Here is a 14599-nt window from a genome sequence, read left to right on the forward strand (position 1 = left end):
AGTCCCACCAGCCGACGCTGGCCCGGAATCAACTGCACTCTGCCTCCACGGGGTTGTCCAGCACGCCGATTCCCGTAATCTCAACACGCACCTCGTCTCCCGGCTTGAGGCAATAAGGCGGTTTTGCCGCAGCCCCGACTCCGGGGGGCGTCCCGGTAAGGATGACGGTTCCAGGCAACAAAGTTGTACTGCCGCTGAGGAAGGCGATCAACTCCGCAACCGGGAAGATCATGTCGCCAGTCCAGGACTCCTGACGGATCTTGCCGTTGACAATGGTGCGAAGGGGCAAAATCTGCGGATCCGGAATCTGGTCTGCAGTGACCAGAACCGGCCCCAGCGGGCAGAAAGTATCGAAGCCCTTCCCTTTGATCCATTGCCCCCCTCCATGTTGTTTCTGCCAGTCACGGGCACTGACGTCGTTCGCGCAGGTATAGCCCAGAACATAGTCGAGCGCCTCCTCCTTGGAGACGTTTTTACAGCGTTTCCCGATGACCACGGCGAGTTCGCCTTCATAATCCACCTGGTCGCTATGCAGGTGGCGGGGAAGCAGGATCGGCCCCTGAGGGTCCTGAACCGAAGCAGGCCCCTTCATAAAGACCACAGGATACTCCGGCAACGCCGAGCCCATTTCCTCGGCATGCTCCCGGTAATTGAGGCCAATACAGTAGATCGCAACGGGTTCCACCGGAGCCAGACGCCGCACCGGATTGAGCAGTTCCTCGGTCTGGAAGTAATCACCATAGAGGTCTCCCCCCAGACGATAAACCCGGTTGACGACCTCAACCCCATAGCAGATCGAACCATCTGCCAATTCCACGCGCACGATTTCCATGCCACCGAGTGAGGGCAAAAGCCCCGGAACCGCAATCCGATTCGAAAATCCCCGAAAAAGAAGCGCAATTTTTGCTTGCGCTCCCCAAAACAGCTTCCTTTATTTCCGCCTTCCCATCTGGAACGGGGGCTTAGCTCAGTTGGTTAGAGCGCTACCTTGACATGGTAGAGGTCGTGGGTTCGACTCCCGCAGCTCCCACCAGGCTTCGTCTGAAGCGCAGCGGGTCTACACCAAAGATTGGGGACAAGGCATATTTTGATTATTAGTTTTGTCGTAGTTCAACCGCACAGAGCGATGGCTCTGAGTCTGTAGTTGTTAAAATTTCTGAAGCCATAGGCTCTTCGGGCCAACAGAGCGGGTGTTTGCTCCACTGCTATTTCCGTTCACACCAAAGGATGATCGATGACATACGCCACTCCTTCGTCTGAAGCGCAGCGAAGCAACGAAGCCTGTCCCGGCGTATCGAAGAGGAGCCGGACCCCACGCGGAAAGTCCTTAGAGCTGTTTCTGCGCTTCAAGGGTGAATCGCTTAGTATTCCAGTGAAACTTCTTCTGGATATCCTTATACATGCTACGAACTTCGGATTCAGATCCCTTAAAACTGCATTTGATGCAATAGTGCTGTCCATTCGCCTGCTGCATGAGAACATCAATATCCCTCGAAAAACAAACAGGGCATCGCATGATCGAGATATTGGTAAACGCTTCTTCCATGTCTAAATCAGTGTTTTAGGATTCAATCTTATTGAGCTTCAGCGTACTTCTCACGCAGCCGTTTCCGACAAGCTTATGTTTGAGCTGAAGAGTGAAATAGGGGCTGAACAAATTGCCGCACTTGAGTACACCGCCAATAACGGAATCGTCGGCTGAGTTCAGACTGACTTCGGTATTGACCTGAGGAATAGAGGCAGAGACCTGGGTGGCTCCATTCACTTGAGTCGGCACGCCTGCATAGTCATAATGGATCTTGGTGGCAGCGGGACCATTCGCAGTTAAAATGATATCCCTGAGATCGTCGGCATATTCAGTTTTACCAGGTGCTCCCTTGAAGTGCTCGGTGATGGTGAGTGTTGCTTCCGCACTGGACAGGTTCTCAATGGTTCGGGTGATTCGCGTACTCGCGGCATTATGCTGCAGAGTGTAGCTGGTAATAAGTTTGCCAGTGAGTCCGCTGGGAAAACGAAATTCAGCTGGAGTGAGTTTGAGTGTCGTAACGTGGTCTGTTTTTTCGACCGAGGCAACCTTGGTGCGGATACTCGCCAGATCGACACTTTCCTCTCCAAATTCAATGAAGCAGCTTGTTCGGGCTCCATCTTCGTGGTGATGGGCAAAACCGGTTCGGTGCTGTGATTGTATGATATAAGGATAGGTTCCAATTTCACGGTTGGGGGTGTCCGGTCCTGTTTCTGCCGAGTAGCGACCTACATAGCTGCGAATATCTCCGATCGAGCCACCTTGAGCCGGATCGATTAGAAGACGCTGCTCTCCATCCAGATACCAGAAGTAGTGTTTGCCAGAACCATACAGCATCTCCTTGGCGTGGTATACCTCCACCTCACCGTATTGGCGGTTCTTGCGAAACCATCGTCCATATTCGCTTAAATACATATCTTCAGCCTCACCTTGTTCACGTAGTTCCACCAGATAACGAAGCATTTTTCGATAAAGCTCCCAACAAACCTCGGGCGGATATTCACTGTTATGATTCCAGGTCAGCCAATTAACACCGACAAACGTATTCAAATAAGATTGGCGACCATTGTATTCCTCCTGCAAGCGGTATTGGTCGATCAGGTTGAGGTCGTAGGGGTTGAAAGAAGCATCGTTCCCCATCCCACGAACGACATTTGGCGGGTGGCTCGCCCAAAAGTCATTGCGGCCTTCATAGGATAAACTCATATCGCGAACAAGATGCGGAACGGCGACAACACCTGCGCTATCCGCTTCATCCACAGCGGGACGAAGGCTATGGGTTTTACTGGGATACCAAGGCCCCCATGGCATTCCTTCATTGAATAGATACCAGCTATGATTGCAGCCGTGGAAGACTCTTACCCCCTCTTCGAAGCAACCGCCCACAACGGTCTCACATTGAGGGCAGAGTTCTTTGAGGATCCTCAAAGCGGAACTGTCAAAGTGGTAGCTGGCTACCGATGTCGGCGCGCTGCCGAAAACCTCAATATATTTAGCCAGTATTTTCTGAATGATCTCACGTTTCTTAGCTTTATCAAAAAGCCAGATCGCGGGGAGATCGCCAACCAATCCTTCCATCCCCGGGCCCGACATGTCGTGCAGAGCCAGGCCGACTTCATCGCCAAACTCGCGGGCATCACGGGTGATTGATTCCAGCAGCGTTTCATTGAATAGGTCCTTGTAGTGAACGAAGACAGTGGTCTTAATCCCCAGTTCGTGAACAGTTCGCTGCTGCTCTAGAAAAATCGAGTATTTCGAGCCCTGTGCGGCCCGGTGCATAATATTATAGATCATAGTGGAATGCCTCTCGCTCGTGCCTAAGCGACGACAGACAAGGAGTTGTGATCATGATGGTGTTCGGCTGGCGTAATGAAGAGAAATGATCAGTTCTCCTCTACGGCATGGATCAGCTGCATGTAAACTGCCGCATAACGTCGCCCGAATTCCCGTTGTGATTCGGTGTTAAAGTGTGTTTTATCGGGCAAGCAACTTAGGCCGTCGCTGGAAACAAAACCGACATGGTATAACTCTTCGGCGACCTCACGCTGAGCTTGATCCACTGCGCGCCGGTTTGAGTTCCAGTGGCGTCCGGGGAACTGCCCCAGTTGTCCGATAACGAAAGGCAAACCGGGATCCTGAAACTCTTCCCGGAAGCGCTGAATGAGAGTGATGAGCCTTTCCTTATACTGCTCGGAATTAGGGGACTTACTGTCGGATTCTCCCTGGTGCCATAGGATAGCTTTTAAAGTGCCGTCCTCCATCGCTCGTCGCGTGCGGGCGATGGCGTCATCGTAGGGATGGCTATGAGTTTGATCATGATAGCCTCCGGGCACCCATGTCGTGATCGAGGAGCCACCGCACGCCGCCGGAATCAGACCGATCACAATCGAATCATCGAGTTCGGTGAGGGCCGCCGCAAACGTTCGTCCCGGACCAACACCGGCCGCAGGCTTATCGTAATGAACGGGGTCTCTGGCGGGAACCCATTTCCCACTTTGATCCAGCATCAACACACGCGGATACGGAATCTTACTTTGCACATCCACTTCCCCACGTCCTGCCATATTCGACTGGCCCGCCAATAAGTATAAATGGAAATGATCTTTATCCGGGATTTGAAACTCTTTGTCCTGAGCAAGGGCGATCGCTGAACTGAAGAGAGAGCAACTGACAATGGCCGCAATGACACTTCGGGCATAACGCTGAAAATCCTTTGTCTGTATCATGATCTTGTGGAATTTTTGAATCGAAGAGCCCCGACTAGAGTCTGACCTTTTCGGGTATCTGGCTCGTTGGACAATCGCCAGAAACTGTGGTGGACGAAGGGAGTGTGCTCAGGTCTTCATTCGCAGTTGGCATCTGGTGTCTCGCCTTCACTCGTTTGCCTCCCCAAACCAGAAGCAAGCCAATCGAAAGTATACTCGCAGCGACTCCAGAAATATAAAGTCGCCCAGACCATTCATTTGGAACCAATAGGATCAGCAGGACGAGGGTTCCGGTAACAAAAGCCGCTTTCGCGAGCACGAAATACTGTTCGTAGTCCACAGGAGATCTTCCGATTTCCTTGTCGAAATCCACCGGTGTTTTCATCGTCGTGTAGAATGCCTTGATTTCCTCCTGCTGCTTCAGCGGTGTCTTAAAAGCCAACATGCGGCAGATCACGGTGGCAATCGCTCCAAAAATAAAAATCCACATTGCCCGCTCCTGGATCGTCCATTGGGAACCGTTCAGTTTGCCATCAATAAAAGACCAAACCGACGGAACCAGACAGGCTCCAAAGACCGGGAAGTAGGACCATTTGGGCAATTTCTTAACCCATAAGCCCACGAGCATGGGAAAGCCCATGGGTATGCCGATAATCGAGGCGATAATCAGATAAGAGTCGAAGAGTGCGACTTTTTCCTGGTTGGCGATCAGGTAGGCGTAGCAAGCAATGATGATCCCCAGACAGACTGTAGCGATCTGACAGATACGTAGCTCAACCTTCGAATCGAGAGGTTCTCGGCGCCCAAAGAGACTCCTTAGCCGCGGGATAATATTGCGAGCCAAGACACCAACTTGGTTATTCAAGCCGGTGTCCATACTGCTCATCGTTGCAGCGAACATGGCTGCAATCAGCATGCCGACCATACCATTTGGCAACAACTTCATCGCAATGAATGCATATGAGCTTTCAGCGGCTTTCTCTACGCCCGAAGCAACAAGCTCCCCTTCATACAAGAAACGCGCGATCATCGGCGGGATGAACCAAACCGCGCTACCGATACACATTAAAACAAAGCCCAGCCAACCGGCACGGGAAGCTTCTTTACCATCGCGTGTGGAAATATAACGCCCCGCAATCGTGAGGCTGATTTGGCCGTTGAGCTGCATCAGAAAAACAATGATCGCCCATTTTAGCGTAAAACGTCCGTTATCGAAATCACCTGGCGCGTTGATAAATTGATAGTCCGAAGCAAATCGAGGATCCTTGAAATAGGAGAAAAACTCGCCGAAGCCACCAATTGCCTTGAGCGATAGATAACAGACTAGAAGTGTGATCGTGAACACCACGGTCGCTTGAATGAAGTCGGTGGCCATGACAGCCCATTTTCCACCCGTGGTGGAATAGAAGGTAACGATAATGCCAATCACGATCATAACCGGAACCAAGGGAAGTTCGAGCGTCGTGCTGGCAAAGAGGGATAAGGCATAGAGCTGGATCGCTGCGCTGATGGGGCCGAGGATCAACCCCGTGTAGGCGGACAACTGTTCTACCGAGGTTCCGTATCGGGCTCGAACGACATCCACAGTGGTAACTGCACGTGTCTGACGAAGCCAGGGCCCAAGGAAGAAGGCGCCCATGGCAAATCCCAATATATTGGCCAAATAGATCACCAACAGAGAGGGGCCACTTTCATAAGCAGCTGAGGCATTCCCGGTGAAGGTGAATGCACTGATCGACGACATCAGTATACTGCTGCCAACGAGCCACCAAGTCCCCTGCGCACCGCCTCGGGCAAAGTCGCTTAAGTTCTTGTTAAACTTGGCAAACATCCCGCCCAACACGAGGAGTAGACCGAGGTAGATTGCCAAGGTGACATATTCGATAGCCATGAAATAACTTCTAATTTTGTATAAGTTAGGCAATAAAGCGATATCTTCGATCTCGCTTCTAGCTCAGTTAAAAACGTAAACACTTCAAAGCCGGGTCACTCCACCGGCACAAACTCGACATGCCAGTCGAAGTAGAGTTGCAATCGGACATCACCGAAAAGTGGCTCTGGGAGAAGGTTAGACGCCCAGCCAGCATTCGGATTTCCTACATTAAGTGCATCAGCTGCACACATAGCCCAGGTGACTGTATTATCGCCCTGTAGAACATTAGTGATTTTCTGAGGAAGAACCGCCTCATCCTTTGTCTGGCTTAAGGACTGATACCCCCAAGGATTGCGCTTCCCTGCAGGGACCTTAACTGTCTGTTGCATAAAGTAGGCAGGAGAATTAGGCACTGGACGTATTTCCTCGAATAACGGGCAACTGACTTGTGGAAACTCGTATTTCCCTGAGACCGGATCTGGAAGTTCCAGATAGGATGCAAGATGATACCCAAGTGTTCGGTCATCCGGACCATATAGAGCCGTAGTCGTAGACCATAAGGGTCCAGGCAAATACCCATCATGATCATTCGCATAGAGTTGAATCGCAGCCCCGACTGATCGTAACCCCGCCAGCGCAACAGCTTTCTGGGAACTTTTGCCAACACGCCCGATCACGGAAGACGTAATTGCTGCCAAAACGGCAACAACTGCAATAACCATAAGTAGTTCGATCAGAGTAAACGCGGACTGATCACGCCCCTTATTGAAAATTTCCTGTTTTGAATGTAGCATGGTAGACAAATTTCCTCAGGGTTCAGTTAATTCCGCTAAGTGTGGGGCTAATAGTAATATCGATGACTGCATTTTTGACCGGCTCCAGCAAAACAATACCCAAGCGTTGAGCAAGTGGCCGGTTCGGTTTCGCAAATCCTGTCACGACATCCTCAGATAGCGCGAATGGTTTTCCACCGGTATCGATCTTCACATAAAGCGATACACCCCGGTCGGTAACACGCAAAGTAGTCGCATTGATAACCTTGAATGTTCCACGGGTAATAAGAGCGGTCGAGAAGGTCTCCGCTTGATTAAACTCAACGTGATCAGCCAAGGAGATGGAACCGGCATTCGCTCCGTCCGGTCTCAGGTAATGCAGCGAACGAGTCAGCTTCTCAAGCTCCGGAGAACGGTATGCACGAGTCAAGTCGACCAAGACAGTATCGGCCACATTCGTAGCCTCCGCATCTAGAACTTCACCATGCCCTTCGACACCCACCTTTTGCATACGGTTGGCAACAAGCGGAACCGGATGGCCATAGGAATTGTTCAAGCTCGCTTCATATCGACCTGCGCTGAATGACTTCGAGGTATAGCGCTCCATGCCCGGGTCAACTAAGACCGGGATACCTTTGTAAACCACAGTATAACTGCCAATATCATTATGATTGTGTGACTCGCCGTTATTGCCTGCCCGAATCGCAACGCTCATTGCGTCCTTTTCTCCAGGCCCAGGGCGGCAAATGTATAACTGGCTTTCCGAAAACCAGCTACGGTAATCCATTTCATCCAGAAGATTCGCATCGACTTCAAAGCCACTCACGAGAGGGGCATCCCCACCAAAAGTCCGGATGATCCAAGAGTATAGTTGAGGCGAGAGCGGATGCGATGCCCCCTTGCCCACCTGATCAAAACGCTGCGAATCATCGGTGTTCAGCCCATATCGTCGCGCGGCAAAGGTGCAGATCTGCTTCTGCGGTTTATCATAGATCGCCTGATCGCCAAAGGCACCGTAGATCCCATCCGCGACTTCCAGACTGACAGGTGACTGACTAATACGAAACACTTTCGCGTTATCCATCAAGTCCACCGCCCCATTGCTTGTTCGCCGGATTGCTTCACTGGCATAGAGAAAATGCGAGAAGCCAAAAGACCAGTAGCCGATTCCCTCTTCGCTGATTCCCTCATCGGAGAAGCTATCGATATACCGCGCGAGCAGTTGCTCGGCATCAGCGACAAACTCAGCCCGACGCGTCGGGTCCTCTTCCAAAGTTAAAGCCGCGCCGGTGATCGCACCAGTGCAGACAGCAGTCCAGTTGTTAGGCCTTATCATCCACCAAATGGGATGCCCGGAGCGAATCGCTGTGATATACGGCTCTAACACGCGGCGTTCAATTTCACTTTTTAGCTGAGTGCGCAAATCAGGAGATAGAGATTCTGCAAGCCAGTAGTCCACTGTCGCCAAGGTCCATGAGAGTTGGGCCGCGGCCAGATCGACCACGGTGCGCTCCCCGTTAAAGATTGCGATATCTTTGCCGTGAGCAGGAACACTCCACGCCCCCTGCTCCAGTATCTCAGTGAGCGTTTCTTCAATCGCTGGAATGAATCGTCCTTTGTATTCAATCGCTTCGCCGATCGCCAAATCACGCAGACGATTATAGCGGGAACAGACCGTATCCTGATAGACCTTACGATCACCATTCGTCGCATACAATTGCCATAATTCAAGAGTGATTGGCACGATTGGCTCAAGCAGGGCTTGCTCCGCATTCTTGATCAGCCCCCCGGCTTGCGGCTGGGCTGCAAGCCGGTCCCACACTTCACGATTTCCGGCAGGCACTCCGACGCCGACCGGCTGAGCGGTTACGATCGCCGCCAGTTCATCGATCCGTTCGCGTGTTGGCAACGGCGGCGGAGGTAATTCACGGTGACTGCTATCGGGCTTCACCGGCGTTTCATCTCCCAAGGCAGGCTCCGGAGTCAACGCGGCGATAAACTCAATGGACTCATCGGCAGAAGGTGCAAGATCGAGCCCTTCACGCGTCTTAGCAGGTGGAACTGAACTCTCTGTTTGATTCGAGCTCTGCCTCTGGCAAGCTCCCACAAAAAGCACCATGAGTAGTGCCAGGAACGCGGATACCGTGTATTTGTTCATGCCAGGTTTGGAATACATTATTTTCCGGTGTTTTGAGTCAGTGGCCACTTGGCATTCAACTGGGAAATGAGTTTCGCCTGAATGTCCGCGTAAGCAGGGACATTCGCTAAGTTTTTGATTTCCGGCTGATCCAGCGAGTAATCGTAAAGTTCAAGAGCGATCACTTCATTCGTCCGCGTATCCCACCAACGATTGAGACGATAGTCGCCGCTGCGGATACTACGTCCTTCAAGACTACCATCCCAATTCATGGCTGCATTCTTACCGCCGTCATTGCGTAGGACTTCCGTGTAGGCGTAACCGTCTTCGGAAGGCTGAACTCCCGACATGAGAGGCAGTAGGCTTTTGCCAGCAAGCTGGGGAGGAGCAGGTAAATCCAGAAAATCCAATACCGTCGGATAAATATCAAGCAGCTCCACAGTTTGCGAAACCTTCAATGGTTGAGCCTTATCGCCCGGCACCCGAAGAATCAAGGGCACCGAGCAGGTTGTCTCAAAAAGACAGGATTTATCCCATTGTCCGTTCTCACTCACATGAAAACCGTGATCGGCGGTAAAGATGACTAGTGTCTCCTCTTCGAGTTCGAGTTCGACTAAAGTATCAAGAATCTGCCCAACAAGACTATCGACATAGCTGGCAGCAGCGTAGTGTCCGAGCAGTTGGGCATAATCACGCTCATAGCGTTTATCTCCAGGCTTGGGCGCTGAGGTATGGTGCGTCTTCAGTGCAACCTCGGGAGCATCTTCAGGGATGCCACTCGGCTCCGGGAAGGAAAGCTGGATGTCTTTATAGAGATCGAAGTATTTCTTTGGCGCGGTAAAGGGACGATGCGGACGCTGGTAGCCGACGTAGAGAAAGAAGGGTTGATCTTTCAATTCATGTATAATCTCGATCGCACGTTCCGTCACACGTCCATCAGGATAGGCGTCATCGGCCACATCCGCAGCTTCAAAGAGAGGCCCCATATTAAACCAGCCCCGTTTCCCGGCCTTTATATTCGATTGAAAGAGTGCTTGGTTTTCCGGCAAAGCATATTGCTCATCACCCGACGCTTCGCCCAAATCTTTTCGCGACCAGGAATTCGGATCCGGCGGACCATAGGTTTTTCCCAATCCGATTGAAGTGTAGCCGAATTGCTGCAGATACTGGGGTAAAGTCTGAACATCAGGTTGATAGTTCCTAAACCGGGATCTGCGGTAATTATTGTCACGGGTGCCGACGGCATCCGGTCTCATCCCTGTCATGATACTTGCCCGCGAAGGAGTGCAAATGGTCGCTTGGGCATAAGCATGTTGGAAAAGGACACCTTGATCCGCCAATTTGTCCAAGTGGGGTGATATGACTGGACCGCCATAAGAACCCAAGCGAGGGCTGAGGTCATCAATCAGAACGAAAATAACATTTTTTGAATGCAGTGGACTGATCAGGAAGAGCAGTCCCACAATTAAGGATACAGAGTTTTGCAGAGGCATGGGGTTGAAAAACTAAATTTAGGAAGCGGTATGGATCGATGTCGATCAATCCGAATTGCAATTTAGCCGCGATGTAGCCCAAGCATCAATCAAGCTCATATTTCATACTTATGAATCCGCATCAAGAATGCCGAAATCCCACGCGACAGCTCCCCAACAAAATAAAGCGGAAAAACCAATGTGGTGAATCAAGCAATGGTTTCTCCATCCGTCCACTGCCCCTCGATCTGCAGCATCCGCCGAATTGCAGGCACGCCAAATTCACGACGCCGGATCGCACCAACCAAGACATCCACTGCGGCCATTCCTATATCGTAGGAGTTTTCACGAATTCCTGAGAAATGTTGATCGCTATCCATACAAACAAAATTGGCGATTCCGATATCACGCGGACACAGAATTTTGATCTGATTCAAACTTTCTTCGACAAATTCAGAGCACTCCAGCATGACAGCAACCGCATCAGGACGGTATTGCCGATACCACTCCTGCAGAACTGCAGCCTGATCAGCATTCGTAGACGTCAAGCGAAGCGTCGGTATAGGATCCTGTGCACCTTGCTGCAAAACACTCACCTCGACACCATGCGCCCAGAGGTGGAAATGTCGTTGGCCAAGATGCTGCGGAGGCATGAAAAGCACTGCAGCAATCCGCTCGTATCCACGAGACCGCAAGTTACGGACAAGCTCTGTACTGTTGTATACATGATTCGGACTCACCGAATGAAAACGTGGTTCAATCACCGTCCACCCGAATGTTACAGCAACAAAATGCTGCCAATTCAGTTTCAAGGCAGGCCCCACAACTCGAAGCGGCGGCAGTATAATACCTTCGATACCACGATGATATAATATGTCAGAGAGTCGCCGCTGGTTGGGCGCATCCATATCGACCTCTACGATCTCGAGCTTATATCCATGCTCGAGTGCACGCTCCTGAGCCCCTCTACGGTAATGGTAATATACTGAATTATCATAGTGATCGAGTTCATAGACCTTGGGATCATTCAACCAAGCCAGATTTCCATGATAAGACTTACGCTGGATATCACTCCGATATGAAGACAATGCCGTCAGCATTGGATCCTTACGGTAACCGAGTCTGCGCGCAACTTCCAACACCTGTTGACGCGTTTGAGCATTCACCCGCGGGTCCTCTCTCAATGCGAGGCTTACCGTTGATTGGTCTAAACCCGTTTCCCGGGCGATATCCTTTTGAGTAACCATCAAAGCTCACTCTTTCAGCCGCTCAAAATGGGGCGACTGAAAGAACAGACATCCGCTACAGTGAGAATGAAACATCTCCAAGCAAGCATATTTCATATGTATGAAATACTGGAGCCATGGACAACTCCTGCAGCAAAAGGGTATTTTCAAAGGCATCGCTTACATCGAAGCGTTTCAAACCCAATAACCCCCGAAATAGTCCAATTCTAGTTATGCATCAAAAAATATTCCTACTCGCACTGTCTTCCCTTACCTTAGCCAATCTGGCTCAGGCACAATGGTCTCCCTTGGCTTCCGACGACTTCGAAAGCTATACCTTTGGTGAACAACCTGGTGGCAATTGGTATAAACTAGGCAACAACGCCAGTTCGGCCGCGAATGAATTAATCACAAACCAAACAGGTGGCACCGCCACTGAATCCGGCGTCACCCTCCCGACAAATTCAGCAGGCAGCGGCAATGGGCTCTACTTTTTCGATAACTCAGCTACTTCAGTATCACGCGCGGCAATCAATTTTGGCGACAGCAGCCAGAATTATGACGTGGCCTATGTCAGCTTCGATTTTAGCTTTGCGACGGTGGATGCAGGAAACACGAGCTCTTACGGAGTCATTGTATTAACTTCTGCAGACACCACAGCCTTGGGTAGCACCTCAAATCAAGCACTCGCGATCAACCTCCGGTATGACGGCAGTCTGAGTTGGAGCGGCGGCAGCACATCCCTCGTCAATCCTACCGCTTCGCACACGCTAGAAATTGTTGCAAACGGAGGTGATACGAATTTCTCATACGCGGCACTGGATAACAGCGGCGACACCCTTCTATCGTCAAATACATATGACCTGTATCTCGACGGAGTCAGAGTCGACTCCGCAATTTCCTTCGTCACAGATACAGTCGCCCTTGGTCGTTTATGCCTGAACACCTATACGTCAGCAGCCAGCACTGGTTTCATAATGGACAACCTCGAAACTTATACCGCAGTTCCGGAGCCTGCTCAATATTCCGCAGTGTTCAGCTCGTTCGTTTTGCTAATTGGTTTGTGCATGAAGCGCATCAGAAAGTCCTGAGGATCTAAAAGGTAAAGAGGTCGCATCGACGAGTTCGTCGATCCTTTACCTCAGATACAGGCAGCATTTGGAAACGGTCCAGACGCTGCCGGATCATACAAATTTATTCCATATTACTCAATTACGCCGTGCTTAACGACTAGCATGGCCAGGTATTCCTATATCCGACTTATGAGCAGTGATAATAAATCGCGCCCGAATATTCTTTTCATGATGGCTGACCAGCTGCGTTGGGACTTTCTGGGGTACGCAGGTGCTAGCTTCATCCGCACTCCGAACATCGACCGCTTGGCCAAGGAAAGCACCCGTTACTGTAGGGCTTATTCGATTCACCCCTTGTGTGTGCCGGCTCGTGCGTCCTTGATCACTGGCATGCACGGCCTGAGGACAGGTGTTCTGACCAATGGTCAGTGGATTCGGCCCGATTACGAAAAACAAGGTATCCAGACCTGGCCCTCGCGCCTGAGTCAACTCGGCTATAGCACCGCCGGCATCGGAAAAATGCATTTCTACCCTTGGTCAGAGCGCATGGGATTTGACTACAGGTCAGTCACCGAAGACAAACGATGGCCCTGCATTCGGGACGATTACTACCGCTACCTGCGGGGGCATGGCTCTCGAAAGTATACGGGACTAGAACATGAGGGCTATTTAGAAAATAAAGGTGCAGTCATCAGCCGTAACCCCTGGGAGCTTTCATGGGACCATTTTGTCGGCTCTGAAGCGGTCGATTATATTAACCGTTATGGGCATGAGACGCCCTTTGCAATGATGGTTGGATTCACCGGACCACATTGCCCTTACGACCCCAACGAGGAATTTACCGTCGATATCGACCCGAACCAAATACCCAAGCCAGCACCCAGTGTCTCCAATGACTGCGCAGAGCTCAAGAGAAGGAATCACAACGGCAACCGCATGGCATGGAACGGAGTCGACCTCGATGGTTGGACTCTTGAGCAAAAACAACGCGTCCGCCATCACTATGCCGGCCTGATCCAGCAAATCGACCGAGAGGTCGGAGACATCCTCGATGCACTTGAGGCGAGTGGCCAGCTGGACAATACCTTAATCATTTTCACGAGCGACCATGGTGATTATGTTGGGGATCACGACATGGCAGGTAAGGGAAGCTACTACGAAGGGAGCTGTCACATCCCCCTCATCGTCCGTGATCCTTTGACACAAAGAGGATGTGATTGCGATGAACTGGTCACGTTAATGGATGTAACAGCAACCATACTGGCGTATGCAGGAGCGGAGATATCCAGTGAACTAGATTGCGTCCCCTTGCCCCAACTCCCCTACCCAAATCAGGACATGAACGCAGCAACACCCCGAAAATCCATCTTGGGAGCCTTGTCTGACGGATGTATGTATCTGAGCGGCCCATGGAAATATGCAAAATATGCGACAGGAGAAATAACCCTCTTCAATCTACAGGAAGACCCAATGGAACAGCATAATCGAATCAACGATCCGTCCTGCTACAGCTTGATGCTGGAATTCGAACAAGCGCTATGCCGGGAAATGATACCAATGATACACTCCGGACATCATGACAAAGTTATTGATAATGGGAATCAACTTTGGATAAGCGAAGCATTCGGACGCGAAAACTACACACGCACCTATCCATGCCCATGGTAGTGGTGCTGTTTTTTTGGGGGACGTCAGAGCTGCTTCCTGGCCCATAAAAGCACGAAAGCAGAATTGGACAGTGAATAACTAAAGAGAGACTTAAAGAATATGAGTCGGATAGTTTCACTCTAAATTGAAGGCACATCCGGTATAAAA

The 14599-nt window shown here is 50.9% G+C and carries 11 protein-coding genes and 1 tRNA gene; 4 read left to right on the forward strand and 8 right to left on the reverse strand.

The window, feature by feature from the left end:
• Nucleotides 1-28: 28 nt before the first annotated feature.
• Nucleotides 29-832, reverse strand: coding sequence for a fumarylacetoacetate hydrolase family protein (locus tag O2597_RS12785; protein WP_269525439.1), 804 nt, complete (start codon nucleotides 830-832; stop codon nucleotides 29-31).
• Nucleotides 833-956: 124 nt separating this feature from the next.
• Between O2597_RS12785 and O2597_RS12790 the strand changes: the two genes are divergently transcribed.
• Together O2597_RS12790 and O2597_RS12795 are read left to right on the forward strand one after the other, a co-directional pair.
• A tRNA-Val gene (locus O2597_RS12790) sits at nucleotides 957-1033 on the forward strand.
• 201 nt (nucleotides 1034-1234) lie between these two features.
• Complete coding sequence (locus O2597_RS12795) at nucleotides 1235-1552, forward strand: hypothetical protein (protein WP_269525442.1); 318 nt, start codon at nucleotides 1235-1237, stop codon at nucleotides 1550-1552.
• Nucleotides 1553-1561: 9 nt separating this feature from the next.
• Here the strand turns inward: O2597_RS12795 and O2597_RS12800 are convergent, their stop codons facing one another.
• The 7 genes from O2597_RS12800 to O2597_RS12830 form a co-directional block, all read right to left on the reverse strand.
• Nucleotides 1562-3319, reverse strand: coding sequence for an LYR motif-containing protein (locus tag O2597_RS12800; RefSeq protein ID WP_269525444.1), 1758 nt, complete (start codon nucleotides 3317-3319; stop codon nucleotides 1562-1564).
• An 89-nt stretch (nucleotides 3320-3408) separates the two neighbouring features.
• Nucleotides 3409-4251, reverse strand: a complete 843-nt coding sequence (locus tag O2597_RS12805) for a sialate O-acetylesterase (RefSeq protein ID WP_269525446.1) — start codon at nucleotides 4249-4251, stop codon at nucleotides 3409-3411.
• Between the two features lie 34 nt (nucleotides 4252-4285).
• The gene (locus O2597_RS12810; protein ID WP_332108367.1) at nucleotides 4286-6121 is read right to left on the reverse strand and encodes a sodium:solute symporter family transporter; all 1836 of its coding nucleotides are present in this window, start codon (nucleotides 6119-6121) and stop codon (nucleotides 4286-4288) included.
• Nucleotides 6122-6216: 95 nt separating this feature from the next.
• A complete protein-coding gene (locus tag O2597_RS12815) occupies nucleotides 6217-6897 on the reverse strand; it encodes a type II secretion system protein (RefSeq protein ID WP_269525448.1) in 681 nt (226 codons plus the stop codon).
• A 22-nt stretch (nucleotides 6898-6919) separates the two neighbouring features.
• On the reverse strand, nucleotides 6920-9052 hold the full coding sequence (locus O2597_RS12820; protein ID WP_269525449.1) for a heparinase II/III family protein: 2133 nt from the start codon (nucleotides 9050-9052) through the stop codon (nucleotides 6920-6922).
• Complete coding sequence (locus O2597_RS12825; RefSeq protein WP_269525451.1) at nucleotides 9052-10506, reverse strand: sulfatase; 1455 nt, start codon at nucleotides 10504-10506, stop codon at nucleotides 9052-9054. Before O2597_RS12825 ends, O2597_RS12820 begins: the two co-directional genes overlap by 1 nt.
• 188 nt (nucleotides 10507-10694) lie before the next feature.
• On the reverse strand, nucleotides 10695-11732 hold the full coding sequence (locus tag O2597_RS12830; protein WP_269525453.1) for a LacI family DNA-binding transcriptional regulator: 1038 nt from the start codon (nucleotides 11730-11732) through the stop codon (nucleotides 10695-10697).
• 212 nt (nucleotides 11733-11944) lie between these two features.
• Between O2597_RS12830 and O2597_RS12835 the strand changes: the two genes are divergently transcribed.
• Nucleotides 11945-12802, forward strand: a complete 858-nt coding sequence (locus O2597_RS12835; protein ID WP_269525455.1) for a hypothetical protein — start codon at nucleotides 11945-11947, stop codon at nucleotides 12800-12802.
• Between the two features lie 171 nt (nucleotides 12803-12973).
• A complete protein-coding gene (locus O2597_RS12840) occupies nucleotides 12974-14452 on the forward strand; it encodes a sulfatase family protein (protein ID WP_269525458.1) in 1479 nt (492 codons plus the stop codon).
• Nucleotides 14453-14599 lie beyond the last annotated feature (147 nt).

This window comes from Coraliomargarita parva, assembly GCF_027257905.1.
GTDB classification, from domain to species: Bacteria; Verrucomicrobiota; Verrucomicrobiia; order Opitutales; family Coraliomargaritaceae; genus Coraliomargarita_A; species Coraliomargarita_A parva.

Excerpts from the sequence above, each read along its gene's own strand:
- O2597_RS12785 (WP_269525439.1), bottom strand. The coding sequence starts at position 832 with ATGGAAATCGTGCGCGTGGAATTGGCAGATGGTTCGATCTGCTATGGG.
- O2597_RS12795 (WP_269525442.1), top strand. The coding sequence starts at position 1,235 with ATGACATACGCCACTCCTTCGTCTGAAGCGCAGCGAAGCAACGAAGCC.
- O2597_RS12800 (WP_269525444.1), bottom strand. The coding sequence starts at position 3,319 with ATGATCTATAATATTATGCACCGGGCCGCACAGGGCTCGAAATACTCG.
- O2597_RS12805 (WP_269525446.1), bottom strand. The coding sequence starts at position 4,251 with ATGATACAGACAAAGGATTTTCAGCGTTATGCCCGAAGTGTCATTGCG.
- O2597_RS12810 (WP_332108367.1), bottom strand. The coding sequence starts at position 6,121 with ATGGCTATCGAATATGTCACCTTGGCAATCTACCTCGGTCTACTCCTC.
- O2597_RS12815 (WP_269525448.1), bottom strand. The coding sequence starts at position 6,897 with ATGCTACATTCAAAACAGGAAATTTTCAATAAGGGGCGTGATCAGTCC.
- O2597_RS12820 (WP_269525449.1), bottom strand. The coding sequence starts at position 9,052 with ATGTATTCCAAACCTGGCATGAACAAATACACGGTATCCGCGTTCCTG.
- O2597_RS12825 (WP_269525451.1), bottom strand. The coding sequence starts at position 10,506 with ATGCCTCTGCAAAACTCTGTATCCTTAATTGTGGGACTGCTCTTCCTG.
- O2597_RS12830 (WP_269525453.1), bottom strand. The coding sequence starts at position 11,732 with ATGGTTACTCAAAAGGATATCGCCCGGGAAACGGGTTTAGACCAATCA.
- O2597_RS12835 (WP_269525455.1), top strand. The coding sequence starts at position 11,945 with ATGCATCAAAAAATATTCCTACTCGCACTGTCTTCCCTTACCTTAGCC.
- O2597_RS12840 (WP_269525458.1), top strand. The coding sequence starts at position 12,974 with ATGAGCAGTGATAATAAATCGCGCCCGAATATTCTTTTCATGATGGCT.